Annotated in this window: 22 protein-coding genes; 13 read left to right on the top strand and 9 right to left on the bottom strand. The window is 66.6% G+C overall.

Annotation, left to right across the window (positions count from 1 at the left end):
• Positions 1–123 precede the first annotated feature (123 nt).
• Complete coding sequence (locus AU198_RS15005) at positions 124–855, bottom strand: TetR/AcrR family transcriptional regulator (RefSeq protein WP_064348943.1); 732 nt, start codon at positions 853–855, stop codon at positions 124–126.
• A gap of 226 nt (positions 856–1,081) precedes the next feature.
• Here AU198_RS15005 and AU198_RS15000 point away from each other — a divergent pair, with 226 nt between their 5' ends.
• The 10 genes from AU198_RS15000 (at position 1,082) to AU198_RS14955 (ending at position 11,518) form a co-directional block, all read left to right on the top strand.
• On the top strand, positions 1,082–1,879 hold the full coding sequence (locus tag AU198_RS15000) for an SDR family NAD(P)-dependent oxidoreductase (protein WP_064348942.1): 798 nt from the start codon (positions 1,082–1,084) through the stop codon (positions 1,877–1,879).
• Between the two features lie 42 nt (positions 1,880–1,921).
• A complete protein-coding gene (locus AU198_RS14995; RefSeq protein WP_064348941.1) occupies positions 1,922–2,929 on the top strand; it encodes a dihydrodipicolinate synthase family protein in 1,008 nt (335 codons plus the stop codon).
• 121 nt (positions 2,930–3,050) lie between these two features.
• A complete protein-coding gene (locus tag AU198_RS14990; RefSeq protein WP_064348940.1) occupies positions 3,051–3,914 on the top strand; it encodes an enoyl-CoA hydratase in 864 nt (287 codons plus the stop codon).
• Positions 3,911–5,128: an amidohydrolase family protein gene (locus AU198_RS14985; protein WP_064348939.1), complete on the top strand. Its 1,218-nt coding sequence runs from the start codon at positions 3,911–3,913 to the stop codon at positions 5,126–5,128. The genes AU198_RS14990 and AU198_RS14985 overlap by 4 nt, the downstream gene beginning before the upstream one ends.
• Positions 5,129–5,225: 97 nt before the next feature.
• On the top strand, positions 5,226–6,839 hold the full coding sequence (locus AU198_RS14980) for an acyl-CoA synthetase (protein ID WP_064348938.1): 1,614 nt from the start codon (positions 5,226–5,228) through the stop codon (positions 6,837–6,839).
• Complete coding sequence (locus AU198_RS14975; RefSeq protein ID WP_064348937.1) at positions 6,836–7,672, top strand: amidohydrolase family protein; 837 nt, start codon at positions 6,836–6,838, stop codon at positions 7,670–7,672. The genes AU198_RS14980 and AU198_RS14975 overlap by 4 nt, the downstream gene beginning before the upstream one ends.
• Positions 7,672–8,718, top strand: a complete 1,047-nt coding sequence (locus tag AU198_RS14970) for an acyl-CoA dehydrogenase family protein (protein WP_064348936.1) — start codon at positions 7,672–7,674, stop codon at positions 8,716–8,718. Before AU198_RS14975 ends, AU198_RS14970 begins: the two co-directional genes overlap by 1 nt.
• A complete protein-coding gene (locus AU198_RS14965; protein ID WP_064348935.1) occupies positions 8,718–9,917 on the top strand; it encodes an acyl-CoA dehydrogenase family protein in 1,200 nt (399 codons plus the stop codon). Before AU198_RS14970 ends, AU198_RS14965 begins: the two co-directional genes overlap by 1 nt.
• Before the next feature lie 81 nt (positions 9,918–9,998).
• Positions 9,999–11,033 (top strand): NAD-dependent epimerase/dehydratase family protein, encoded by a 1,035-nt coding sequence (locus AU198_RS14960; RefSeq protein ID WP_064348934.1) that lies wholly within the window; start codon positions 9,999–10,001, stop codon positions 11,031–11,033.
• Positions 11,030–11,518, top strand: a complete 489-nt coding sequence (locus tag AU198_RS14955; RefSeq protein WP_064348933.1) for a nuclear transport factor 2 family protein — start codon at positions 11,030–11,032, stop codon at positions 11,516–11,518. Before AU198_RS14960 ends, AU198_RS14955 begins: the two co-directional genes overlap by 4 nt.
• Positions 11,519–11,524: 6 nt before the next feature.
• On the opposite strand, the gene AU198_RS14950 is transcribed toward AU198_RS14955, so the two are convergent.
• The 3 genes from AU198_RS14950 to AU198_RS14940 form a co-directional block, all read right to left on the bottom strand.
• Complete coding sequence (locus AU198_RS14950) at positions 11,525–12,349, bottom strand: alpha/beta fold hydrolase (RefSeq protein WP_064348932.1); 825 nt, start codon at positions 12,347–12,349, stop codon at positions 11,525–11,527.
• A gap of 81 nt (positions 12,350–12,430) precedes the next feature.
• Positions 12,431–13,660: an amidohydrolase family protein gene (locus AU198_RS14945; protein ID WP_064348931.1), complete on the bottom strand. Its 1,230-nt coding sequence runs from the start codon at positions 13,658–13,660 to the stop codon at positions 12,431–12,433.
• Positions 13,661–13,662: 2 nt separating this feature from the next.
• Positions 13,663–14,808, bottom strand: a complete 1,146-nt coding sequence (locus AU198_RS14940) for a thiolase family protein (protein WP_064348930.1) — start codon at positions 14,806–14,808, stop codon at positions 13,663–13,665.
• A gap of 66 nt (positions 14,809–14,874) precedes the next feature.
• Here AU198_RS14940 and AU198_RS14935 point away from each other — a divergent pair, with 66 nt between their 5' ends.
• Complete coding sequence (locus AU198_RS14935; protein ID WP_082691036.1) at positions 14,875–17,061, top strand: molybdopterin-containing oxidoreductase family protein; 2,187 nt, start codon at positions 14,875–14,877, stop codon at positions 17,059–17,061.
• 157 nt (positions 17,062–17,218) lie between these two features.
• Here AU198_RS14935 and AU198_RS14930 read toward each other — a convergent pair whose 3' ends face one another.
• Positions 17,219–18,433 carry a CaiB/BaiF CoA transferase family protein gene (locus tag AU198_RS14930; RefSeq protein ID WP_064348929.1) on the bottom strand — a complete coding sequence of 405 codons (1,215 nt, stop codon included), beginning with the start codon at positions 18,431–18,433 and terminating at the stop codon, positions 17,219–17,221.
• A 106-nt stretch (positions 18,434–18,539) separates the two neighbouring features.
• Here AU198_RS14930 and AU198_RS14925 point away from each other — a divergent pair, with 106 nt between their 5' ends.
• Positions 18,540–20,093, top strand: a complete 1,554-nt coding sequence (locus AU198_RS14925; protein WP_064348951.1) for an aldehyde dehydrogenase family protein — start codon at positions 18,540–18,542, stop codon at positions 20,091–20,093.
• Here the strand turns inward: AU198_RS14925 and AU198_RS14920 are convergent.
• Genes AU198_RS14920 through AU198_RS14910 form a run of 3 tightly spaced genes read right to left on the bottom strand, consistent with a single transcriptional unit; the run spans position 20,077 to position 22,805 of the window.
• Complete coding sequence (locus tag AU198_RS14920) at positions 20,077–20,718, bottom strand: TetR/AcrR family transcriptional regulator (protein ID WP_064348928.1); 642 nt, start codon at positions 20,716–20,718, stop codon at positions 20,077–20,079. The genes AU198_RS14925 and AU198_RS14920 overlap by 17 nt on opposite strands.
• 3 nt (positions 20,719–20,721) lie before the next feature.
• Entirely contained in the window at positions 20,722–21,960 is a 1,239-nt protein-coding gene (locus AU198_RS14915; RefSeq protein WP_082691035.1) for a cytochrome P450, read from the bottom strand.
• Positions 21,961–21,998: 38 nt separating this feature from the next.
• Positions 21,999–22,805: an SDR family oxidoreductase gene (locus AU198_RS14910; protein ID WP_064348949.1), complete on the bottom strand. Its 807-nt coding sequence runs from the start codon at positions 22,803–22,805 to the stop codon at positions 21,999–22,001.
• Between the two features lie 171 nt (positions 22,806–22,976).
• On the opposite strand from AU198_RS14910, the gene AU198_RS14905 reads away from it, so the two are divergent.
• A complete protein-coding gene (locus tag AU198_RS14905) occupies positions 22,977–24,416 on the top strand; it encodes a coniferyl aldehyde dehydrogenase (protein ID WP_231744676.1) in 1,440 nt (479 codons plus the stop codon).
• Here the strand turns inward: AU198_RS14905 and AU198_RS14900 are convergent.
• Positions 24,400–26,055 carry an acyl-CoA synthetase gene (locus AU198_RS14900; RefSeq protein WP_064348948.1) on the bottom strand — a complete coding sequence of 552 codons (1,656 nt, stop codon included), beginning with the start codon at positions 26,053–26,055 and terminating at the stop codon, positions 24,400–24,402. The genes AU198_RS14905 and AU198_RS14900 overlap by 17 nt on opposite strands.
• Between the last annotated feature and the right edge of the window lie 6 nt (positions 26,056–26,061).

The following is a 26,061-nucleotide window of genomic DNA, read 5'->3' as shown; positions in this document are numbered from 1 at the left end:
CACACCGGCCCAGCGGTTAGCCGCACTCCTCAACCAAGCCGCCGCCTAAACGTTGCACTCACCGGTTGACAATGCCGGCCCAAACCGTCGTCAGATCCACAAACGAGGGCGCAAGCCCAGAAGTCAGCGCTTGCGGGCCGTCTTCTTGGCCTTACCGGCGTCCTCGATCAGGCGTTCCGCCCGGTCGAGGATGCACTCGAGACCGAACTCGAAGTTCTTGTCGTCGGCCGCACCGATGTGGTGGCCCTTCTCGGTGACCAGCGCCAGCAGCGGTGTGCTGTCGGCGTCGATGCTCATGGTCTCCTCGAGGTCGCTGGGGCCCTCGTCGGCGGCCCGGTTTTTCTCCCGAAGGCGGTGCAGCACAACGGATCCGCGGACATGCACCGAGACCGCCGAGTACGTGTCGAACGCATCCTCGGCCGACAGACCCGCCTCGACCAGGCCCGCGATCGCCTTCTCGACCTCCTGCACGCCCAGCTTGGCCACCCGGGGACTCAGCGCCGACCGGATGAGGATCAGGTCGCACAGAATCGGGTTGCCCATGAACGTCTTGCGCATGGTGCGCGCATGGTTGCGCAACGTCTCGCGCCAATCCTTGGCCTCCACATAGGGCGTGGCGAACACGTACTGGCGCAGTGCGCGGTCGGTCATCGCGTTGAGGAGATCGTCCTTTTTGCGGAAGTACCAGTAGATGCTGGTGACGCCGACGCCGAGATGCTTACCGAGCAGCGGCATGGACAGGTTGTCGATGCCCACCTGTTCGGCGAGTTCGAAGGCGCCCTTGATGATGTCGTCGGGATTGATCGATCCGCGCTCGCGTCGTTGACGCTTCTCCGCGGTCGCCTGCCTTGCCACTAGGGCACCTCCATCGAATTAGCCGCGCAGCCTGCAAAGCGGGTTGGTGGACCTGAATGTACCGTCAGCCGCCTCTGATCTGCGCCAATGCAGGGGTGTCGCGGCCACGCCGTTGCCGTCAACCATACCGGCAGCCATTCCGTCGCCGGTCTCCACGGTGATTTCGCTGTTCTACTGTAAGTCCTATAGTAAGCTTTTCTACGCAATCGGGTGAGCGAAAGGCCGCATGGACCTCGGGCTGAAGGACGCCACCGCCGTCGTGGTCGGCGGCGGGCGCGGAATGGGTTTTGCGACGGCGCGCTGCCTGGCCGAGGACGGGGCCAGGATCGCGGTTGTCGGGCGGACGCCGGATGTCCTCGCAGACGCGGCGACCGCCCTCGCCGAAATCGGAAGCCCGGACACGCTTGCGCTGAGCGCCGACACCACCGACGCTGACCAGGTGCAGCGAGCCTTCGACGAAGTCGCACAGCGCTGGGACGGTCGGCTCAACATCCTGATCAACGCCGTCGGTCCAGACGCGGTCGGCACCTTCGAGGACCTGACCGACGAGCAGTGGCGCATTGCGTTCGACAGCGGCGTGATGGGCATGGTGCACTGCGTGCGCTCGGCTTTACCGCTGTTGCGCGCGGCCGAATGGGCGCGGGTGGTCAACTTCTCCGCACATTCGACGCAACGGCAGAGCGTGATCCTGCCCGCCTACACCGCAGCCAAAGCGGCGCTGACGAGCATCTCGAAGAACCTGTCGCTGCTGCTGGCCCCCGACGAGATCATGGTCAACGTGGTCTCTCCGGGCAGCATCGCCTCCGAAGCGCTGATCGGGTGGGCCGAGTCGGTGGGCGTCGACGGCAACGATCCGTACGCGTTGATGTCCGCCATCGGCGAGCACTTCGGCCATCCGGCGCATCTCCCGCGCGCGGGGCTGCCCGACGAAATCGCGCCCGTGGTCGCATTTCTCGCCTCCCGCCGCAACTCGTATATGACCGGCGCCAACGTAAACGTCGACGGGGGCTCAGATTTCACCTGAGCCTTCACGTGAGATTCGATCGAATCGGCTGAGGAGGTCATCGTGGCTTCGGCGAAGGACGCCCGGGAGTGGGCCCGCAATCATCTGCGCGGGATCGGTGATTCGCTCTACACGCCGTTCTGCGGCGTCGACGGTGACGACATCGATTGGGACGCCTACCGAACGCTGGTGCGGCACTGCGTCGGTGCGTTGAATCATCCGCTGCTGTGGTGCACGAGCGGTATCGCCGAATTCTGGGCGCTGACGATCGACGAGCGAAAGCGGTTGCTGGAGGTCGCGATCGAGGAGGGCCGCGCCGCCAACCCCGATGTCGTCGTGCAGGCGTGCACCGCGGCGACGGCCGCCAAGGACTGCCTGGAGCTCACGCGTCACGCGCAGGAGGCCGGAGCCGACATCGTGTACATCCAGACCCCGATGATGGAGGCGCACGGCGGGCAGGGTGTGCTGAACTTCTTCCGCTACATCGCCGACCGCACCGACATCGCATTGGGCATGTTCAATTCGCCGTCGTCGGGCTACGTCCTGACGCCGGCCGAAAGCGCCGCCATCTACAACGAGATTCCGGCGGTCTGCGCGACGAAGGAAGGCGCCTTCCGGCCGATGGCGAGCAGGATGCTGCACGAGTTGGCGCCCGGTCTGGCGGTGTGGGAGTGCGACAAGACCGTGTACCGCGCCGGGTGGCTGCGCGACGGCATCGTCTGCCCCGCGCAATTGGGCACCGCCGGCTATCTGTTCGAAACCCCGGAGCGACGCGTGTTCAGTGAGTACTGGGAGCTCATCGTCAACGACAAACTCGTGGAGGCGATGGACCACGCGCGCGAGTCCGGGCTCGACCAGTTCGACCTCGACATGGGCTCGTGGTTCACCTGCTATCCGGGGCGGCCCGACTACTTCACCCACTGGGGCGGGGCGTTCAAATACGCGGCGTCGGTGTTGGGCCTGCCGATCGGGGAGTTTCCGCACTCTCGTCCGCCCCAGGCACAGCTGCCGGCTGAGGCGAAAGCCCAGATCGACGCCGCGTATCGGCGGCTCGGGCTGGTCGATGCGTGAGCGTCTCGACGTGCCGTCCGACCACGTTCGGCAGGCGGCGGCAACGGTTGCGGAAGGCGCTACCGATAGGTGTACAGTATGAGCATTCACAAAGCTCGCGCCGCTGGAGGAGGACTGCTGGTTGAGCGCTCCTGACCACGTCGCCGACGCCCGATCCGACTCCGATGACGCGCCGGTCCGCTACGAGGTGCTCGACACCGGGGTAGCGGTGCTCACCCTCAACAGGCCGGACCGGATGAACGGTTGGGGCGGCGGACTTGCCGGCACGTTCTACGAACGCATGGACGACGCCGAAGCCGACCCTGCGGTGCGGGCGATCGTCGTCACCGGCAGCGGCCGCGCCTTCTGCGCGGGCGCCGACATGGGCGACCTGACGACGATCAGCGCGACGACGGTCGACGCCGCGGCCGACACCGACGTCGGCAAGCTCGTCGGTGCCCGGCATCCGCACTTCCTGATGGGCATGCGCAAACCCGTCATCGCCGCGGTCAACGGCGCCTGCGCGGGCATCGGGCTGACGCTGGCGCTGGCGTGCGACGTGCGCTTCGCGGCCGAGGGCGCCAAGTTCACGACGTCCTTCGCCCGGCGCGGGTTGATCGCCGAATACGGCATCTCGTGGATGCTGCCGCGCATCGTCGGCACCGGCGTGGCCATGGACCTGCTGCTGTCGGGACGGGTGTTCTTCGCCGACGAGGCCGCCAGGCTGGGGGTGGTCAACGAGGTGGTGGCAGCCGACGAATTGCTGGCCCGCGCGATCGGCTACGCCGAGGACATCGCCGCCAACTGTGCGCCCAGTTCCCTGGCGGTGATCAAACAACAGGTGTACGCAGACACCATGCGCGATGTCTTCGACGCCAGCGAGCACGCCGAGAAGCTGATGCACGAGTCGATGACACGACCCGACTTCCTCGAGGGCATCACGAGTTTCTTCGAGAAGCGCCCCCCGAACTTCCCGCCCCTGACACGTGAGGAGGATGCGACATGAGCGCACCACAGCCCCTGGACTACATGGCCATCGACGTCGACAACCACTACTACGAACCGCTCGACGCGTGCACCCGGCACCTGCCCAAAGAGTTCCGCAGCCGCGGCGTGCAGATGCTGACCGACGGAAAACGCACGTACGCGGTGTTCGGCGGTGTGATCAACCATTTCATCCCGAACCCGACGTTCGACCCGATCATCGAACCCGGCTGCCTGGACCTGCTGTTCCGCGGCGAGATACCCGAAGGTGTCGACCCGGCGTCGCTGATGAAGGTCGACCGGCTGGCCGATCATCCCGAGTACCAGAACCGCGACGCCCGCGTGAAGATCCTCGACAAGCAGAACCTCGAAACCGTGTTCATGCTGCCGACTTTCGCGTGCGGCGTCGAGGAGGGACTCAAGCACGACATCCCGGCCACCATGGCGACGGTCCATGCTTTCAACCTGTGGCTCGACGAGGACTGGGGATTCGACCGGCCCGATCACCGCATCATCGCCGCGCCGATCATCTCGCTGGCCGACCCCGCGAAGGCCATCGAGGAGGTTGAATTCGTCCTGAACAGGGGCGCGAAGCTGGTGTGCGTGCGGCCGGCGCCGGTGCCGGGTGACGTACGGCCGCGCTCACTCGGCGATCCGGTGCACGACCCGGTGTGGGCGCGTCTGGCCGAGGCGGGCGTCCCGGTGGTCTTTCACCTGTCCGACTCCGGCTACATGGCGATCCCCGCGCTGTGGGGCGGCAGCGGTGTGTTCAAGGGCTTCGGTAAGCGCGATCCGCTCGACATGGTGATCATGGACGACCGCGCCATCCACGACACCATCGCCGCGATGATCGTCCACCAGGTGTTCACCCGGCATCCCAAGCTCAGAGTGGTCAGCATCGAGAACGGTTCCTACTTCGTCTACCGACTGATCAAGCGGCTCAAGAAGTCCGCCAACAACGCGCCGTACCACTACAAGGAGGATCCGGTCGAGCAGCTGCGCAACAACGTCTGGATCGCGCCGTACTACGAGGACGACGTGAAGCTGCTGGCCGACACCATCGGTGTGGACAAGATTCTGTTCGGGTCCGACTGGCCGCATGGTGAGGGGTTGGCAGATCCCACCTCGTTCACCGCCGACATCCCGCAGTTCCCCGAGTTCAGCCACGAAGACACCCGAAAGGTCATGCGCGACAACGCCCTCGAACTTCTCGGCGCGAACGTCGCGGCCGTGTGATGCCGAACGGAATCACGCGCCATTGTGCGGTTTCATCCGCACATCGCGGCGTGTCGCGGATGAAACCGCACAACGGGAACAGCGGGGGTGCTGGCCGATGAGAGAGTGGACGATCGGGGCGGTTCTCGACGCGATCGCCGAGGCGGTGCCCGATCGGGTGATGACAGTTTGCGGCCGCCGCCGCAGCACCTTCGGTGAATCGGCCGATCGCACCCGCCGCCTGGCCAACTATCTCGCCGCTCAGGGACTCGGCGCGCACCGCGAGCGCGCTGACCTGCAGAACTGGGAGTGCGGACAGGACCGTGTCGCGCTGCTCATGCACAACGACCTGTACCCGGACATGGTGATCGGATGTCTGAAGGCCCGCACGGTCCCTGTCAACGTCAACTACAACTACACGCCGCGCGAAGTCGCCGAACTCCTCGACTACCTGCGCCCGCGCGCGGTCATCTACCACCGGTCGTTCGGCCCGAAGTTCGCAGACGTGCTGCCGCCCGCCTCGGCGGACCTGCTGATCGAGATCGATGACGGGACGTCCGAACGTCAGCTCGCCGGCGCCCTCACTCTCGATGATGTTCTGGCGCAGGGCAATACCGACATCGACATCACCGCTTCACCCGACGACGTCATGATGGTGTGCACCGGTGGGACAACCGGCAGGCCCAAGGGCGTGATGTGGCGCCAGAGCGACACCTACGTCATCTCGATGAACGGCGCCGACCACGAGTCGGTCGACGAGATCCACGCCAAAGTTGCGCATGGGGGACAACCCTGGTTCGCGGTCTCTCCGCTGATGCACGCGGCCGGGATGTGGACGGCGTTCGCCGCCTTGCTCAACGGCCTGCCCGTGATCCTCTACGACCGAACCCGATTCGATGCGCGAGCGGTGCTGGAAACCGCCCAGCGGGAGAAGGTCGGCCTGATGACGATGGTCGGTGACGCCTACGCGGCACCGTTGGTGGAGGAGCTGCGACGCGGCTCCTACGACCTGTCGTCGTTGTTCGCGATCGGGACCGGCGGGGCGGCCACCAACCCGAAACACCAACGCGCGCTTCTGGAGTTACTGCCCCAGATCACCCTCATCAACGGGTACGGATCCTCGGAAACCGGAAACGTGGGGTTCGGCCGCAGCCAGCGCGGTGAGCAGAAGGAGACCTTCGAGCTGCGGGAGGGCGCGCTGGTGCTCTCCGAGGACTACCAACGCTTCCTCGAACCCGGCGAGGACGAGATCGGTTTTGTTGCGCGCGGCGGCCGAATTCCGCTCGGCTACTTCGACGACGAGGCGGCGACACGCCGGACCTTTCCGGTGGTCGACGGCCAGCGTGTGGTGATCTCGGGCGACCGGGGATCGTTGGCCTCCGACGGCACGCTGCGGTTGTTCGGACGTGATTCGTTGGTCGTCAACACGGGAGGCGAGAAGGTGTTCGTCGAGGAGGTCGAGGAGGTGCTGCGCGCTCATCCGGCCATATCCGACGCCCTGGTGGTGGGGCGGCCGAGCGAGCGCTGGGGTGAGGAGATCGTCGCGCTCGTTTCGCTGCGCGACGGTGCCGAGGCCGCCCACGACCCGTTGCACGCGCACTGCACATCGAGCCTGGCGCGGTTCAAGGCGCCCAAACAGTTCATCTTCGTCGACCAGGTGCGTCGCCTCGGAAATGGCAAACCGGACTATCGCTGGGCCAAAGCCGCTGCGACACAACAGGTGAACGCATGAGCGCCCGCGCCATTGACTGCCTGGTCAACGTCCACTTCGGCGAGACCGAACAGCAGCCGACCTGGATGCTCAAGGTCCGCGACGACTACTTCAAGGGCCCGCAGTCGATGTTCGCCCCCGTCGATCTCGGCGAGCTGCTCGAGGAGATGGACGAGCAGGGGGTTCAGAAGGCGATCCTGATGGACAGCATCGCCAAACCCTCCACCACGGCACGCAAGTTCGTCGACGCCAGGCCCGACAGGTTCGCGCTGGCGATCGGCGGGGTCAACCTGCTGCGGCCGATCCCGTCGCTGCGGGAGCTGGCTTCCGTCGTCAACGACCTGCCGGTGGCGTATGCGGCGGTGGGACCGAGCTTTTGGGGCGACGGGCAGTACCCGCCCAGCGACGCGGTCTACTACCCGCTCTACACCAAATGTGCCGAACTCGGGCTGCCGCTGTGCGTCAACACCGGGATCCCCGGACCGCCGATCCCCGGCGAGGTGCAGAACCCGATCCACCTCGATCGGGTCTGCGTGCGGTTCCCCGAACTCAAGCTCTGCATGATCCACGGTGCCGACCCGTGGTGGGACGTCGCGATCCGCCTGCTGATCAAATATCAGAACCTGCGCCTGATGACGTCGGCATGGTCGCCCAAGCGGCTGCCCGACAGCCTGCTCCACTACATGCGGACCCGAGGGCCCGACAAGGTGATCTACGCATCGGATTGGCCGGTGCTCAAGATGCGCCGCGTCGTGCCCGAGGCGCTCGCCCTTGACCTGCCGGCCGAGGTGCTGGACAACTACTTGTACAACAACGCGCAGAAGTTCTTCTTCGGCGCCGACGAGGAGCAGTGATGGACCGCTACGAACTGCGCAGGCTCGACTACAGCCTGTCCGACGACCACCAGGCGCTGCAGGCGGCGTACAAGGATTTCTTCAAGACGCACTGTTCGATCGAAACCGTCCGCGCCGCGGAGGCATCCGGTTTCGACAAGAGCCTCTGGGAGCGGTTGTGCACGATGGGCGCGGCCACGATGGCGCTGCCCGAAGACGCGGGCGGCGACGGCGCCACCCTGGTCGACCTCACTCTGGTGGCCGAGGAGATCGGTCGCTCGCTGGCGCCGGTGCCGTGGATCGACCACGTCAGCGCGGCGCGGCTGCTCGGCCGGCTCGGTGCGGCTGACCCCGACATCGTGAGCGGCACGCAGATCGTCGGGCTGGACCCCCAGCAGGACAGCGTATCCGGGGTGCGCCTGCTGCCGAGCGGATCGATCGCCGACCACATCGTCCTGCGCGACGGTGACGACATCGTCAAGCTGACGTTCGCGACCCGCCCCACCAAGGTCGACAACATCGGCCGGCTGCCGATGGCGTGGATTGACCCGGCCGCCGCCGACAACCGGACCGTCCTGGCAAGCGGAGCCGACGTGCTGGCGGAATACCAACGGGCACTGGACGAATGGCGGGTGCTGACCGGTGCGGCGCTCGTCGGTCTGGTCGAGGAGACGATGACGATCGCCGCGGAGTTCGCCAAGACCCGCTACACCCTCGGGGTGCCCATCTCGACGTTGCAGGCGATCTCGCATCCCCTGGCCAACATCGCGATCACGGTGCAGGGCGGGCGTAACCTGGCGCGCCGCGCCGCGTGGTTCCTCGACAACGAACCCGACGAGCGGCCCGAACTGGCGCCGTCGGCATTTGTGTTCATGGCCGAGGAGGCGTCCAAGGCCGCCACGATGGCGGTGCAGGTGCAAGGCGGGCTCGGGGTTTCGGCGGAGGCCGCCGCCAGTGCGTACCTGTTGCGCGCCCGCGGGTGGGCGCTGGCCGGGGGAGACCCGGCCGCCGCAGCCAAGTACATCGCCGGCATCGTCGCGGCTCGCGAGAGCGGAGAGGGCAAGTAATGGATTTCTCACGGGTCGAACTGTCCGAAGAGGATCAGGCGTTCCTCGAGGAGTCGCGGGCCTTCCTGGCCGAGATCGTCACCGAGGAGGTGATCCGGCGGGACCGCGAGACCGGCGACAACTTCGACGAGGGTGTGCATCTGGCGCTCGGTAAGGCAGGATACCTTGCGCGCGAATGGAAGCCAGAATCCGAAGGCGGGTTCAACCGGGTCCGGCGGCGCATCTGGGAGCTGGAGAAGCGCCGTGCGCATGTGCCGTGGGTGACGTTCGGTACGACGGCGATGATCGCGCGGTCGGTCGACAAGTTCGGCTCACCCGAACTCAAGGCCGAGGTGATGCCGCGGGTGTACACCGGTGAGGTCCGGCTCTGCCTGGGCTACACCGAACCCGAGGGCGGGTCCGACGTCGCGACCTGCAAGACCAGGGCCGTGCGGGAAGCGGATGGATCGAGCTGGATTATCAATGGCTCGAAGATGTTCACCACCGGCGCGCACAACTGCCAGTACGTCTTCCTCATCACCAACACCGATCCCGACGCGCCGAAACACAAGAGCCTCACCATGTTTCTGGTCCCGCTCGACTCACCCGGGATCGAGATCCAGGGCATCCGCACGGTCGACGGCGACCGGACGAACATCGTCTACTACAGCGATGTCCGCGTCGACGACAAGTACCGTCTCGGCGAGGTGAACGACGGCTGGACGGTGGTGCGCGAACCGCTCAACGTCGAGCACGGCGCGGTCGAGGCGGCCGCCGACGGCCTGCAGGACGTCTCGATCATGATGCACCAGGCCAACACGATGGCCGCCGCGGTCGACAAGGCCGCCGCCAAGGTCACGGAACCGGATCCCAACGGGCGCAGGCTGATCGACGACGGGTCGGTGGCTTACCGGTTGGGCCGCAGCGTCGCCCGCATGGAGGCGTCGTTCTCGGCCACCAGCATCTTCGGCCGGGTGGCGCTGGCACAGACCATGCGCGACATCTCACCGGATCTGATGGATCTGCTCGGCACGGCGTCCTCGCTGCCGCTGGGCACCGACGGGGCGATCGACGACGGCGCGGCCGAGTACGTGTACCGCTTCGCGCCGCTGGTCGGCATCTACGGCGGCACGCTGGAAGTGTTCCGCAACATGATCGCCCAGTACGTGCTCGGCCTCGGCAAGCCGGCATACGCCCCGCCGGCCAAGAAAGCCTCCTAACCTTTTTTCGCGAGCGTCCGTGTTTGCGCACGAAACGCCGTGAAAATCTGACAGTTTCCGGTCGCTCGCGAGGTACAGAACATGACAGACGCACCCCCGACAGCGAAACAGCCCGCGCGCCGCGCGCTGGTGATGGGCCCGAGCGGGTTCGTCGGTTCGCACGTCACGCGCAAACTCGTCGAGCGCGGCGACGATGTGCGGGTGTATCTGCGTGAGACGAGTTCGACGGTGGCCATCGACGACCTCGACGTCGAGCGCTGCTACGGCGACCTGTACGACGAAGAAGCGCTCCGCGCGGCGATGGCCGACCGCGACGTCGTCCACTACTGCATCGTCGACACCCGATTTCATCTGAGCGACCCCGCACCGCTGTTCGAAACCAACGTCAACTGTTTGCGCCGGGTGCTCGATGTCGCGGCGAAGGCGGGCCTGCACCGGTTCGTGTTCTGCAGCACCATCGGAACGATCGCCCTCGGCGACGGAAGCCGTCCCGTGACCGAGGACATGCCGTTCGACTGGGGCGACCGGGGCGGGGCATACATCGAATCGCGCCGTCAGGCCGAGGAACTGGTCCTGTCCTACGCCCGCGACCGCGGCCTGCCCGCCGTGGTGATGAACGTGTCCAACCCGTACGGGCCCCGCGACTGGCAACCGCACCAGGGGCTGATGGTTCAGTACGCCGCGTTCGGCAAGATCCCGGCCTACATCAAGGGCGTGTCCACCGAGGTCGTCGGCATCGAAGATGTCGCCGAGGCCTTCCTGCTCGCTGCCGAACGCGGCGGCGTGGGCGAGCGATACATCATCTCCGAGAGCTACATGCCGATGCGTGACATGCTCACCACAGCCGCACGGGCGGTCGGGGCGAAGCCGCCGCGTTTCGGCGTCCCGCTTCCGGTGGTGTACGCGACCGTACGGGTCGCCGGCGTGGTGGCCCGGCTGCTGCGGCGGGAGATCCCGATGAACACCACCGGGATCCGGCTGCTGCACATCATGGCGCCTGCCGACCACAGTAAGGCGTCACGGGAACTCGGGTGGCACCCGCGGCCCACCGCCGAGTCGCTCGAACGGGCCGCGCGGTTCTACGTCGAGCAGGCACAGAAGATGTCCACGAGATGACCGAGGTCGACCTCGTCGAGATCGAGGAGATCAAGCAACTGAAGGCGCGCTACTGCCGCCTTCTGGACACCAAGGACTGGGCGGCGTGGCGCACCCTGTTCGCCGATGACTTTCTCAGTGACACGTCCCCCGCCGGTGGAAAGGTGATCCGAGGCGCCGACGAGTTCGTCGCGTTCACCCGGAAGAGCTTGCGCGGCCAGGCCACGGTGCATCAGGTGCACGCCCCGGAGATCGAGCTGACATCGCCGACCACCGCGCGCGGGGTGTGGGCGCTCGAGGATGTCGTGCGTTTCGGCCCCGGTGTCAACCTGCGCGGCTACGGTCACTACCACGAGACCTACGAGAAGTTCGACGGCCATTGGCGCTTCACGAGTTCGACGTTGACGCGGTTGCGCGAGGACGTCTTCAACGGACTCTTTGCCGTCCACATCTCCGAGCGGGTGCGCAAACTCATCGTGAAAGCCTCGCGTCGCGCGATGAAGTGAGGGCGGTCAGGACCGGATGAACTCCAGGAGATCCGGGTTGATGACGTCGTGGTGGGTGACGAACGCGCCGTGCGGATAGCCGGGGTAGGTCTTCAAGGTGCCGTTGGGCAGTAGCTTCGCCGACAGCGGACCGGAGTTCTCGTACGGCACGATCTGGTCGGCGTCGCCGTGCATGACCAGTACCGGAATGGTGATCTTCTTCAGGTCCTCGGTGAAGTCGGTCTGCGAGAAGGCGACGATGCCGTCGTAGTGCGCTTTGGCGCCGCCCATCATGCCTTGGCGCCACCAGTTTTCGATGATCGCCTCCGACGGCTCCACTCCCGGCCGGTTGAACCCGTAGAAGGGGCCGGCCGCGAGCGAGCGGTAGAACTCAGAGCGGTTGGCGGCCAATTGCGCTTGCAGATCGTCGAACACGTCTTTGGGCAGCCCGCCGGGGTTGGCGTCGGTCTTGACCATCAGCGGCGGCACGGAACTGATCAGCACCGCCTTGGCCGCTCGCGCCTGCCCGTGCCGGGCCAGATAATGCGCCACCTCGCCGCCGCCGGTGGAGTGGCCGATGTGGACTGCGTCGTGAAGGTCGAGGTGCTCGACGACAGCGGCGAGATCGTCGGCGTAGTGGTCCATGTCATGTCCGTCGGCGACCTGCGCCGAGCGGCCATGCCCACGGCGGTCGTGGGCGATCACGCGGTACCCGTGCTGGGCGAAGAACATCATCTGCGTGTCCCAGTCGTCGGCCGACAGCGGCCAACCGTGGCTGAACACGATCGGCTGACCCGACCCCCAGTCCTTGAAGAAGATCTCGACGCCGTCGCTGGTGGTGATCGTGGGCATGCTGGCTCCTCCCGGGGAACGTCCGGCTATGCGCACTCTGCCACGCTTGCACTGCTTACGCGCGACTTCTCGTCGCGCTCGTCAGGCGTTTGACAGCGCGGGCGGTCTGACGGCATCCGGGTCCGGGTTGGCGATCGGCAGGCCCATGAACCGGCGCGCGTTGTCGCCCATGAAGTCGTAGGTGCGACGCACGTCCATGCCTTCGGCGTACTTCCAGAAGCCCTTCGGCTCGGCGAGACCCTCCGGATGCGGGTAGTCCGAGCCGAACAGCACCCGGTCCCAGCCGACCGTCTCGACGACGTCGGATACACAACCCTCCCAGAACGGGCTCACCCAGATGTTGCGCCGGAACACCTCGTGCGGGTGCTCACCGAAGTTCTGTGGCATCTTCCGGTAGAGGTCGTCGAAGTCCTTGAACAGCGGTCCGATCCACGAACTGCCGTTCTCGACGCTGGCGATGCGCAGCTTTGGGAAGCGCGTCAGCGTGCCGTGGCAGATCAGGCTGGTGATCATGTCGGCGATCTCGCGGTGGCCGAGCACCATCCACCGGAATGCGCTCTGCGCCATGAAGTTCTGGGTGTGCGGTGGCTCCCACTGCCCGACGTAGTCGTCGAGCGGGGGATAGCTCGCGTGCAGCACGATGGGCAACCCGGCAGCTTCGACGTCGCGCCAGAACGGGTCGAACTCGGGCAGCGCCGGTGAGCGCCAACCGTGCAGTCCTCGAACCGGTCCCGGCTTCACGAGCGCGACCTTGGCGCCGTTGTCGAGGATGTACTCGAGTTCGCGTTGCGCACCGTCGCCCTCGGAGAGGTTGATGATCGGCGTGGAGAAGATCCGGTTCTGGTAGTTGAAGGTCCAGTGTTCGCACATCCACTGGTTGAGGGCGTGGATGATCGCGAGGCTGAGTTGGGGATCATCGGCGGTTGCGTGCTCGATGAGGCTGGCCAAGGTCGGGTAGTTCAGCGCTTCGACGACACCTTGGCGGTCGAGTTCGACGATGCGGTCGTCGGGGTTGCGGGTCGCGGCGGGCGCTTCGATCGCCGGGCCCTGCATCTCGCGCAGCGTCAGGCCTTCGGTGTTCTCGCCGGCGAAGAACTTCTCGTGGGCGCCGGGTGCGGCGACGCGCTCGAACGTCGGATTCGGGATGAAGTCGTTGACGCGGTTGTTGATGACGATGCGGGTGTGCCGGCCGAACTTCGCGAATTGCACGGCGCGCGAGAATTTCTCGGGCAGGTACTTAGTCAGCGCGTCGGCCGTCTCGTACATGTGCTGGTCGGCGTCGAAGATCGGCGCCCCGGTGAATTGGGTCATGGTCACCTCGTGAGGATCGTCGCGGCGGCGGTTCCGGGTGCGCCGTAGAGCTGCGCGAAGCCGACCTTCGGCTCGCCGGGCACCTGGCGATCACCGGCTTCGCCGCGCAGTTGGCGGACCAACTCGTGGATCTGGCGCAACCCCGACGCGCCGATCGGCTCGCCGTTGGCGATGAGCCCGCCGTCGGTGTTGATCGGCAGCGATCCGGTGATCTCGGTGGCCCCGTCGGCCAGCAGCTTCTCCTGGTCTCCGTCGGCGCAGAAACCGCACTCGGCCATGTGGATGATCTCGGCGCCGGCATCGGTGTCCTGCAACTGGATGACGTCGACGTCCTGCGGTGCCACACCGGCCTTTTCGAACGCGGCTTTCGCGGCGTAGACGGTGGGTGCGACGTCCTCCTCGACGGGTGCGAACGTGGTGTTCACCTCGTAGGCGCCGTATTTTCGGGTACGGACCTCGACCGCGCGCAGGTACACGGGTTTGGTGGTGTACCGCTCGGCGATGTCGGCGCGACACATCACGACGGCGGCCGCCCCCTCGTCGGGTGCGCAGAACATGTACTGCGTGAGGGGATAGTTCAGCATCGTGGAGTTGAGGATCTGGTCCTCGGGGATGGGCTTGCGGCGAAACGCGTTGGGGTTCAGTGCGCCGTTGCGGAAGTTCTTGGCCGCCACCTTGGCCAGCGTCTGCTGGGAGATGCCGTGCTCGTGCAGATAGCGGTTGGCCTTCATCCCGAAGAACTGGGTGGTGAGGTACTGACCGTTCTCGGCGTACCAGCGCGGCATGCCGACCAGGGCGGGGTCTTCGGTGAACGCGCCCCGCGGATGTTTGTCCAGACCGATCGCGATGCCGATGTCGTAGTCGCCCAACCGGATTCCGTCGGCGCAGGCCTTCGCGGCGCTGGCCGCTGTGGCGCAGGCGTTGAACACGTTGGTGAACGGGATGCCCGACAGCCCGACCATGCCGACGATCGCATCGGGGTTGGCGACGGTCCAGCTGCCTCCGGTGGCGAACTGGACGTCGCGCCACTCGACACCGGCGTCGGCGACGGCGGCGAAGATCGCGTCGACGCCCATCTCCATCGCGGACTTGCCCTCGAAGCGTCCGAAGGGATGCAGTCCGACACCGATGATCGCCACGTCGTGCATGCCTGATCCTCTCTGGTCAACGCCGATCCGACGTGTAACTGTAACTCTTACAGTATTGTAATCGGCGTGGTGCCGGTCATCGAGAACAAGCCGACCTTCTGCCGGATCTGCGAGCCGCTGTGCGGGATGATCGCGACGGTCGAGGACGGCCGCCTGGTGGCGCTGCGACCGGACAAGGAGCATCCGCTGTCGGCCGGCTTCGCGTGCCAGAAGGGCATCGCGTTCACCGAGGTCGTCAACGATCCGGATCGGGTGACGCGGCCGTTGCGCCGCGGGCCGTCCGGCTTCCACGAGGTGACGTGGGACGAGGCGATGGACGACATCGCGGCCCGATTGTCGGCGATCCTGCGCCGCCACGGCTCCGGTGCGGTCGGCTGGTACATGGGCAATCCCGGCGCCTTCAGCTACGCGCACACCTTCGCGGCGTTGTTGTTCATGAAGGGCCTCGGCCGCCACGGCCACTACTTCACTGCATCCTCTCAGGACACCAACAGCAGGCTCATCGCCAGCCAGTTGCTCTACGGTGTGCCGACCTCGGTGCCCATTCCGGACCTCATGCGGACCGACCTCCTGGTGATGATGGGCGCGAATCCGGTTGTGTCCCACGGCAGCTTCCTCACCGCGCCGCGGATCAAGGACCGCATGCACGACATCGTCAAGCGCGGTGGGCGCGTGGTGATCGTCGACCCGAGGCGCAGCGAGACCGCCGTGGCGTTCGAATGGCTCGGCATCGTGCCGGACACCGACTCGTTGTTCCTGCTGTCCCTGCTCCAGGTGATGTTCGCCGAGGATCTGGTCGACGTGGCCGCGGTGGAACGGAAGGCCGACGGCGTGGACTGGCTGCGGGACTTGTGCCGTCCGTTCACTCCGGAGTCGACGGCGGCCCGCACTGGCATCGACGCCGAGAGCGTCCGCGCATTGGCCCGCGATCTGGTGACCGCGCCGCGGGCGGCGGTCTACGGGAGGCTCGGCACCTGTGTCGGCACGCACGGCACGCTGACCACGTACCTGATCGACGCGGTGAACCTGGTGGCCGGCAACCTCGACGTGCCGGGCGGCTCGGTGTTCAGCTCCATGCACACCGTCGGCCAGAAGTGGCAGAACGTCGCGATGGGCGCCGTGATGCGGCGGTCCTACCGGCGGAAGCGCTCGCGGATCAGCGGGATCCCGAGCGCGATCGGCTCGGAGCCTGCCGCGCTGATGGCCAAGGAGATCACGACCCCTGGCGAGCGCCAGATCCGGGCGTTGTTCGTCTCGGCAGGCAATCCCGTGCTGTCGGTGCCCAACGGTGAGGAACTCGAGGCGGCGTTCGGTGAGCTGGAGCTGTCGGTCGCGCTCGACTTCTACGTCACCGAGACGGGCGCGCAGTGCGACTACATCCTCCCGGTCACGACGATGTACGAGCGCGACGACTTCCCGTACACGTTCCAGGGGTTTCAGGCCACGCCGTTCCGGCAGGCGACCGAAGCCGTGTTGGCGCCGGTGGGTCAGGCCCGCGGGGAGTGGGACATCGTCGAGGACCTGGCCCGGCGGCTGGCCCGTCGCGTGCCGGCCTTCACGGTGTTCTCCGGTGTGCGGAGGGTGGCGCGGCTGTTGGGCATTGAGGCTTCGCCGCGGATGATGATGGACGCCCTGGTGCGGATGTCGGAGGGCGGCGACAGGTTCGGGCTGCGGCGCGGCGGGCTGTCGCTGCGTCGGCTGACCGAGCAGCATCCGCATGGCGTGGTGGTCGCACCGCACATCCGCACGGGTGTGCTGCGCGGGGCCGTCGGCTACCTGTCGCGCCGGGTTCGGCTGGCCCATCCGGGGATCGCCGACGAAGTCGACAAGCTGTCTCGGCGGGTGCTGCCCGACGGCTATCCGCTGCGGATGATCGGGCTGCGTGAGCCGCGCTCGGAGAACTCGTGGATGCACAACTCGCCGCTGTTGATGCGCGGCGACCGTCACCAGCATGCGCTGATACATGTCGACGACGCGGCCGAGTTGCATATCGTCGACGGCGACGAGGTGCGGATCGCGTCACCGTACGGCGCCATCACCGTGCCGGTGCTGACGACGAAGGACCTCGTACCCGGTGTCGTCGCGGTGCCACACGGCTGGGGGCACAAGGGAACCGGGAGTTGGCGGTTGGCCAACCGGGCCGGCGGCGCGAACGTCAACCAGCTGACATCCAGCGACCCCGCCGATGTGGAGGCGCTGTCGGGCATGGCCTGGCTGACGGGCGTGCCGATCCGGGTCGAGCGCGTCGCCTAGTTCCGCGAGCGTGCGTGTCTGACGCCGACACGCGAGACTTTTTCGCCACTTTGCGCACGTCGACGGCCGTTGAGCGTGCGCAAAGTGCTGTTCTCACACGGCGTTTCGTGTGCAGACACGCACGCTCGCGCAACAGCGGAACCGGGGCGAACAGGGCTCAGGCGATGGCGCCCTTGTCCTTCAGCGCCTCGATGCGGTCCCAGTCCATGCCGATGTCCATGAGCACCAGCTCGGTGTGCTCGCTGGCCTGCGGTGCGCGCGTCGTCTCCAGCGGCTCGTGATTGAACTGCACCGGTCCGCGGACGACCTTGAACGGCTCACCGCCGTCGGCCGCCTCGACCTCGACGACCATGTCGTTGGCCAGCGCCTGCTCGTCGGTGGCCAGATCGAGGAAGCTCTGGAACGGCGCCCACTGCCCTTTCATCGTCTTCAGCCGTTGGCGCCAGTACTCGAACGGCTTGCTGCCAATCTTCTCTCGAATCAATTCGACTGCGGCTGCGGCGTTCTCGATCAACGGCATCACATCGCAGAAACGAGGATCGTCGGCGAGCTCCGGCAGTTCCAGATGTTCGAACGCGTCGCGGATGTATCCCGTCGGGCTGACGATGCACAAGTTGATCGTGCCGCCGTCGGAGGTCAGGTAGTTGGCCATGAACGGGTTCACGCTCGGGCCCGCGGCATCCGGCATCAGCGAGCGCATGGTCTCGCCGGTCTCCATGCCCTGTGTCATGCTGGCACCGCCGGCCCACCACGCCGTGCTCAGCAGCGAAACGTCGAGCTCGACCGCCTCGCCGGTGCGCATCCGGTGAAACAGTGCAGCCGAGATCCCGCCTGCGATGTTCATCCCGCCGATCGAGTCGCCGAACGCCGGAATGCCCTGCGACAGTGCACCGCCGATTTCCTCGGGGGTCAAGGCGTGCCCGACCCCGCTGCGCGTCCAGAACGCGGTGCCGTCGAAACCTCCGGTATCGCGCTCGGATCCCTTGTCGCCGTATGCGCTTCCGCGCGCGTAGATGATGTCGGGGTTCGCGGCGCGGATGTGCTCGACGTCGAACTTGTTCTTCTGCCGCTGTGCGGGAAGGTAATTGGTGAGGAAGACATCAGACGTCCTGGCGATCTCGTAGAGCACCTCCTGACCCTCGGGCGTCGACACGTCGATGCCCACGCTGCGCTTACCGCGGTTGGGGTGTTCGATCAGCGGATGGCGGTTGGGGTCGAGTTGGAATCCGCCCATGTTGATGAAGCCGCGTTGGGTGTCACCGCGCACCGGGTGCTCCACCTTGATGACGTCGGCGCCCCAATCGGCGAGGATCGCCCCCGCTGCGGGGACGAACGTGAACTGTGCGACTTCGAGGACGCGCACGCCCTCCATGACCTTGACCAAATCGGCTCCCTCGTATCCGGCGCTCCGGCTGTTGAATAAACTTACCGTAAGCATTACAGTTAGTCGTCCCGCAAAGAGAGTCTACGAGGTGCCGGTGAGTGACGTCGATGAACGGACCGAGACCAGCATCGACGTCGGCGAGCGCGCCGCGAGACGCGCCGAATCGCGAATGCTCATCGACGGGCAACTCGTGTCATCGGCCTCCGGTGCTCAGTTCGACAACCTGAGCCCGGCCACCGGCCGTCTGCTGGGAACCACGGCCGCCGCCGAGACCGAGGACATGGATCGCGCGATCGCGGCCGGCCGCCGCGCCTTCGACGACACCGACTGGGCCACCAATCGACACCTGCGCGCGCGGTGCCTCGATCAGATGCAAGCCGCGATCGAAGCCGAGCAGGAAGATCTGCGCGAGGAGCTGATCGCCGAGGTCGGCTGTCCGGTGATGACGACGCAGTCCGCACAACTTGATTGGCCGTTGGCGGACGGCCTGCGTTATCCAGCGCGGCTGATGCTCGACTTCGAATGGGAGCGCGCGCTCGACGGCGGTGGGCTGTTCGGTGAGCGCAATGTGCGCACCGTGGTCAAGGAACCGGTCGGCGTCGTCGCCGCGATCACCCCGTCCAACTTCCCGATCGAGGTGATCCTCAACAAGCTCGGACCCGCGCTCGCGACGGGAAACACCGTCGTGCTCAAGCCCGACCCGAACACGCCGTGGAACGCCACCAGGCTCGGCCGGCTCATCGCCGAACACACCGACATCCCGCCCGGCGTCGTCAACGTGGTGCCCACCCCGTCCAACGACGTGGCCGGACTGCTCGGCACAGACCCGCGCGTCGACATGATCTCGTTCACCGGCTCGACCGGCGTCGGCAAGCTGCTCATGCGTCAGGGCGCCGACACGATGAAGCGGATGTTCCTGGAACTCGGCGGTAAATCGGTTTCGATCGTGCTCGACGACGCCCCGCCCGCGGCGATCGTCGGCTCTGCGGTGGGGGTGTGCGTACACGCGGGACAGGCGTGCGCGGCCACCACGCGCATGCTGGTGCACCGGTCGCGCTACGACGAGGCCGTCGCCACCATCACCGCCGCCTATCAGGCTGTGCCGGTGGGCGATCCGGTCAGCCCGGACACCCTGGTGGGGCCGGTGATCAGCGCGGTGCAGAAGGCGCGGGTCCTCGACGCGATCGAACAGGCCCGCGCCGACGGCGCCGAAATCGCCGTGGGCGGTGGGCCCGTCGCGAATCTCCCCGGCCATCTGGCCGGCGGCCACTACGTCGCGCCGACGGTGATCGTCGGCGTCGGCAACGAAGCGGCGATCGCCCAGCAGGAGGTGTTCGGCCCGGTGCTGGTGGTGCTGCCGTTCGATGACGACGACGAGGCGGTGCGGATCGCCAACGACAGCGCATACGGATTGGCGGGCGCCGTTTCGTCTCGCTCACTGGAGCGGGGGATGGCGATCGCCCGTCGCATCCGCACCGGTTCGTTCGGCGTCAACGGCGGCATGTTCTACGGGGCGGACGCCCCGTTCGGCGGCTTCAAGAGCAGCGGTGTCGGAAGGCAGTGCGGCGTGGAAGGTTTCGAGCAATACCTCGAGACGAAGACCGTGGCCTACCGCGCGCCGAAGAACGGCGCTACGCCGCCGCGATGATCGATTCGGCGTGATCGAGAATGCTGTCGAGGATGTAGCCGAAGTCGATGTCGTCGGCGAACCCGATGTAGCGGCCGCCGTCGTGACGCTGGGCGGGGAAGCCCTCGGTGCGCTCCTGGAGTCGCTCGAGAACCACCGAGCCCCGGATGTGCACGGAGATCGCGCCGTACGTCTCGGCGGCCTGGTCGACCGTGAGCCCCGCTTCGACCAGCGCGCCGATCGGCTGCCCCAGTTTCTGCAGCGCACCGTGCATCGCGCGGTGTCCGAACTGCCCGCGGATCAGCACCAGGTCGCAGAGGATCGGGTCCGCGCGGAAGCGCTTGCGCATGGTCAAGGCGTGATCGCGCAACGATTCTCGCCAATTCGAGGCGGAGATGGTGGGCACCGTGAACTCGAACCGCTCCAAGGCCCGGTCGGTCATCGCGTCGAGAAGATCGTCCTTGCGGCGGAAGTACCAGTAGATGCTGGTGACGCCGACGCCGAGGTGTTTGGCGAGCTGCGGCATGCTCAGGTTCTCGATCGAGACCTCCTGCGCGACCTGCAGTGCGCCCTCGAGGATCTCCTCGGCACTGATCGAGCCGCGGTCACGGCGCTGGCGGGCACGCCCGCTCGCGGCTTTGGCCACGGATCAGCCGACCGGATCGAACGTCACGGGGAGCGCGGTGGGTGAGCGGAAGGGCTGGCCGGCGATGTGGGGGTTGTCGTCGGTGACGAGTTCGATGTTGGTCAGCCGGTCCAGCAGGCATTCCACCGCCACCCGGGTCTCCATGCGTGCCAGGTGCAGACCCATGCAGGTGTGCTCACCCGCGGCGAAGGAGATGTGCGGAGTCCGCTTGCGGAAGATGTCGAACTCCTCGGAGCGTTCCCAACGCTTTTCGTCGCGGTTGGCCGATCCGATGCATACGTCGATCACCGAGCCCTGGGGGAGTGTGACACCTTCGAGATCGGTCTCCTCGGTCGCGTAGCGCTGCACGGTGGTCAACGGCGTCTCGAACCGGAGGCCTTCTTCGATGGCCGGGGAGATGAGTTCGCGGTCGGCCTGCACCGCGGCGAACTGCTCGGGGTGGGTGAGCAAGAGATACAGCAGGTTTCCCGACGATCGGTAGGTGGTTTCCAGGCCGGCGGGCAGCAGCAGTCGCAGGAACGAGTAGATGGACTCGTCGCTGAGCTTCTCACCGTCGATGTCGGCGGTGACGAGATCGCCGATGATGTCCTCGGTCGGCTTGGACCTGCGCTTGTCGATCTGCGCCAGGAAGTAGTCCTTCAGCGCGGCGGACGCCTCGAATGCGCGCTTGTACCGGACGTGATAGCTGATCAATTCGACGGCACGTTTGCGGAACCACGGCAGGTCTTCCTCGGGCAGGCCCAGCAGCTTGGAGATGACGCGGGTCGGGAACTCGAACGTGAAATCCCGGACGAGGTCGGCACGCCCATCGTCGATGAACTCGTCGATCAGCGCGGTGACCACCGGGCGGACGACCTCGGGTTCCCAGCGCGCCAACGACTTCGACTTGAACGCCGAGGACACCAGGTTGCGGTGGTCCCAGTGCTTCTTGCCCTCCATCGCCAGGATGGTCGGTCCGATGAACAGGCCGATGGTGTTGTCGTAGATGTGTGAGTTGAAGACCTTGCCGTCGCGGAAGACCCGGTTGACGGCGTCGAAAGACACGGCCGCATAGAGGTTTTCCGGCATCGCCTCCGGCGCCTGGGACCAGTCCATGACGCTGCCGCGAAACACGCCGCTGGTTTTCCGCCGCTTCTGCGCGAACAGGGGGTAGGGGTCTCGCAGCAGGTCGAAGGTCTCGTCGACCGTGACATCCTGTACGGGGCTATCCACGGGCTGATCTCCCTCGTCTGGTCCGGACATGTAACCCGCATGGGTACTGTAAAGCTTACAGTATCGGTCTACGTGACGATAGGTGCAGGCTGTGGCAACTGCACGGGTGCGCCTGCGAGCATCGAATTGACGAAGCCGGCGTCGACCTGGAGGTCCTGGCCGGTGATCCACCGCGCCTCCGGGGACCCGAGGAACGAAATGACCGGCACGATGTCGGCGACCGAGGCATGACGCCCGACAGTCGCCTTGCACATGTCCAAGACCTCTTTGCCCATGGTCTGCTCGAAGTCGGTGAGGATAGGTGTCTCGACCGGTCCGGGGCTCACGGTGTTGACTCGCACGCCGTACGTCGTCCACGCCGGCCCCGCAAGCCGTTTGGCGTACAGGATCGCCGCCTGCTTGGACGTGCTGTACACCGGGTAGTCCGGATCCTGCTCGGCCTGCCAGCGCTCGACGGCGTCGGCGTCGGTGAGTTCGAGCAGTCCGTTCAGGGTGTCGATGCGCTGGTCCCACCCGAGCGCGGCGGTGGAGGCGACCGCGACGATCGACCCGCCACGGCGCATGCGGGGCAGCATGCCTTCGACGACCAGTCGCATGCCGAGGTAATTCACCTTCAGCACGTCGGCCGCCGGAGCCGTGCCGGGGACGCCCGCGACGTGCGCCAGGATGTCCCAGCCGGACCCGATCGAGTCGAGCAGGCGGCCAATGTCTGCCGGATCGCGCAGATCGCAGCGGGCGGATTCGGAGGCGGGGGTCCGGTGGTCGCGGACGTCGACCGCGAGGACGTGATCACCGCGGTCGTGGAAATGCGTCGCGAGAGCTGCCCCGATGCCCGAGCCCGCACCGACCACGACGACTTTGCGCTTTTCGGTCATCTCATGCATTCCCTTCGCGGACGGGTGGCGTCGGCGTAACATTCGAATGGCCGACTGTAAGCACGACAGTAAACAATTCGGTTCCGGCAGACAATCATTTTCGGAGATGGTGGTGCGATGAGCGAGAGCACAATTCAGGTCAGTGCCGCCCGGAGCACCCCTCGGGAGGCGATGTCAGCCGTCCTCGAGCGTCAGCGCAGCGCGTTCCTGGCCGACGGCCCGCCCAGCGCGGCCGAGCGGCGCCATCGCATCGACCGGTTGCTGTCGCTCGTGCTGGACAACGCCGACGAGTTCGTCGACGCCATGGCCGCCGATTACGGAACCAGGCCCAGGGCCGGCTCACTGTTCACCGAGATACTCGGCATGATCTCGGTCATCGAGCACACCAGATCGCATGTGGCGCAGTGGATGCGCGCGACACGGTTGATGCGGGCCGGCCGGCTGTTCGGTCTTCGGGCCGACGTCGAACCGTCACCGCTCGGGGTGGTGGGCATCATCGGGCCGTGGAATTTCCCGGTGAACCTGGTGGTGCTGCCCGCTGCGGCGGCCTTCGCCGCAGGCAACCGGGTGATGATCAAGATGTCGGAGATCACGCCGCGCACCGCGGAGCTGATGAAGTCGTTGGCGCCGAGGTACTTCGATGTCACCGAGCTCGACGTGGTGACCGGCGGGCCCGATGTCGCGGCCGAGTTCTCGTCGCTGCCTTTCGACCACCTGTTCTTCACCGGCTCGCCGTCGGTCGGAGCGCTGGTGCAGCGGGCGGCCGCCGAGAACCTGGTGCCCGTGACCCTGGAACTCGGGGGTAAGAACCCGGTGGTCGTTGCCCGCGATGCGGACCTGCATCGGTCGGCGGTCCGCATCGCGCGATCGCGGATGATCAACGGAGGTCAGGTCTGTGTCTGTCCCGACTACGTCTTCGTGTCCGGCGACCGTGAGGCCGCCTTCGTCGACATCGTGAAAGAGACGTGGCGGCAGATGTTTCCGGCGATCCTCGACAACGACGACTACTGCTCGTCGGTGAACGAGGCGAACTTCGATCGGGTGGTCAGCCTGGTCGACGATGCGCGGGCGAAGGGCGCGCGCATCGAGTCTGTCGCACCGGCCGGCGAGGTCCTGCCCGACCGCGCGACCCGCAAGATCGCCCCGACCCTCGTGCGTGACGTCGACGACCGGATGGCCATCGCCGCGGAAGAGGTCTTCGGCCCCGTACTTTCGGTGCGGCCCTACCGCGACCTCGACGAGGCGATCGGCTACATCAACCAGCGGCCCTCACCGCTGGTCGCATACTGGTACGGACCGGACGACACGGAGTTTCGGCGCTTCGTGCGGAGCACCCGCAGCGGCGGCGTCGCGCGAAATGACTTCGCCGCGCAGATGATTCCGTCGGCAGCGCCGTTCGGGGGAGTCGGGCGCAGCGGGATGGGCGCCTACCACGGCAAGGCGGGGTTCGACGCGTTCAGCCACCACCGCACGATCGTCGGCTCCGACCTCCCGGTCACCATCACCGGACGTGCGGCCCCACCGTTCACGCCATCGCTGCGCGCGACGACGGCGCTCGGGTTGCGGATGGCGCGCAACCGGACCAGGCGTCGGATCAGGCGTTCGCGCTGATCGCCTGCTCGCGGGCCCAGCGGTAGTCCGCCTTGCCCGCGGGGCTGCGCTCGATCACCGGGCGGAACACAACAGCCTTCGGAAGTTTGTAGCGCGCAATCGAATTCGCGGCGTGGTCGATGAGTTCCTGAGCGTCGGCGCTGGCCCCCTCCGTGAGGGCGACGACCGCGACCACCTCCTGGCCCCACCGGTCACTGGGCCGGCCCGCCACCACTACGTCTGCCACCGCCGGGTGCGACAACAGCGCGGTCTCGACCTCCTCGGCGAAGATCTTCTCGCCGCCGGAGTTGATGGTGACCGAATCGCGTCCCAACAGTTCGATCGACCCGTCGGCCTGATGGCGGGCGCGGTCACCCGGAATCGAGTAGCGCACACCGTCGATCACCGGGAAGGTCTTGGCGGTCTTGTCCGCATCGCCCTTGTAGCCAAGCGGCACATAGCCCCGCTGCGCCAGCCAGCCGATACCGTCGTGGCCGGGTTCCAGGATCGCGCTGAAATCCTCGGCGGCGACGAAGGTGTCGGGACCCGCGTTGAACTGGCCCGTCGATACCGCACCGGGAGCCGACATGTGGTTCATCTGGATGCCGGTCTCCGAGGACCCGACGCCGTCCATGACGATCAGGCCGGGCTTGACGTCGATGAGCCGCTGTTTGGCGGTGGGGGTGAGCAGCGCCCCGCCGTTGGCGATCACGGCGAGCGACGACAGATCGGCCGAACTGCGCTCGATCGCATCGGCGAGCGGACGTGCGACCGCATCGCCGACCACCTGCACCACAAGGACCTTCTCCCGCTCGATGGTCTCCACGACCTCGTCGACGTCGAGGCTGGCGGGATTCGCCGTGAACACGATGGTCTGCCCCGTGGTCAGAGCCGTCATCGCCGCCCACTGCGCGGCGCCGTGCATGAGCGGCGGCAGGGTGAGGATCTTGCTGCCGGGCCCCTCCGTCACCCGCTTGGCGATGTCGTCGAGCGAGGTGATCAGCTCGCCCGTGGCCATGTTGCGGCCCCCGAACGAGGTCATGAAGATGTCGTGCTGACGCCACAGCACGCCCTTCGGCATGCCCGTCGTACCGCCGGTGTAGAGCACGTAGAGGTCGTCGGGCGAGGGCTCGATGGGCGGCAGCACCGGGGTGCCCGAGCCGACGATCGACTCGTAGTCGACGGCGCCGTCCAGCAGATCATTGCCGGAGTCGTCGGCGATCTGGATGAGCACCCGCAGATTGGGCAGGTCCGCCAGCACCTCGGCGACGCGCGGCGCGAACGCCGCGTGGTACAGCAGTGCGCTGGCGCCCGAATCGTTGAGCAGATAATGCAATTCGTTCTTGACGTACCGGTAGTTGACGTTGAACGGTGCGACCCTGGCGCGCCACGAGCCGAGCATGCCTTCGACGTATTCGGGGCCGTTGTAGGCGTAGATCCCCAGCAGGTCCTGGCCCACCTCATGGCCGGCGAGTTCGGAACGCTCGACGTGACAACCGAGCCCGCGGCTGTGCAGGAACGCGGCCAGGCGGTTGGCGCGTTCGACGACCTGGGCATAGGTGTATCGACGATCGCCTTGGACGATGAACTCGCGGTCGCCGATCACGGCGGCGACGGTGTCGGCGGCGGCCGGGACGGTGAACTGTGTGGTCACAGACATCGTGCC

The organism is Mycobacterium sp. GA-1199 (assembly GCF_001500045.1).
Lineage (GTDB): Bacteria > Actinomycetota > Actinomycetes > Mycobacteriales > Mycobacteriaceae > Mycobacterium.
Note: the sequence above shows the minus strand (reverse complement) of the source record. Positions and strands in the feature narration are given on the sequence as shown.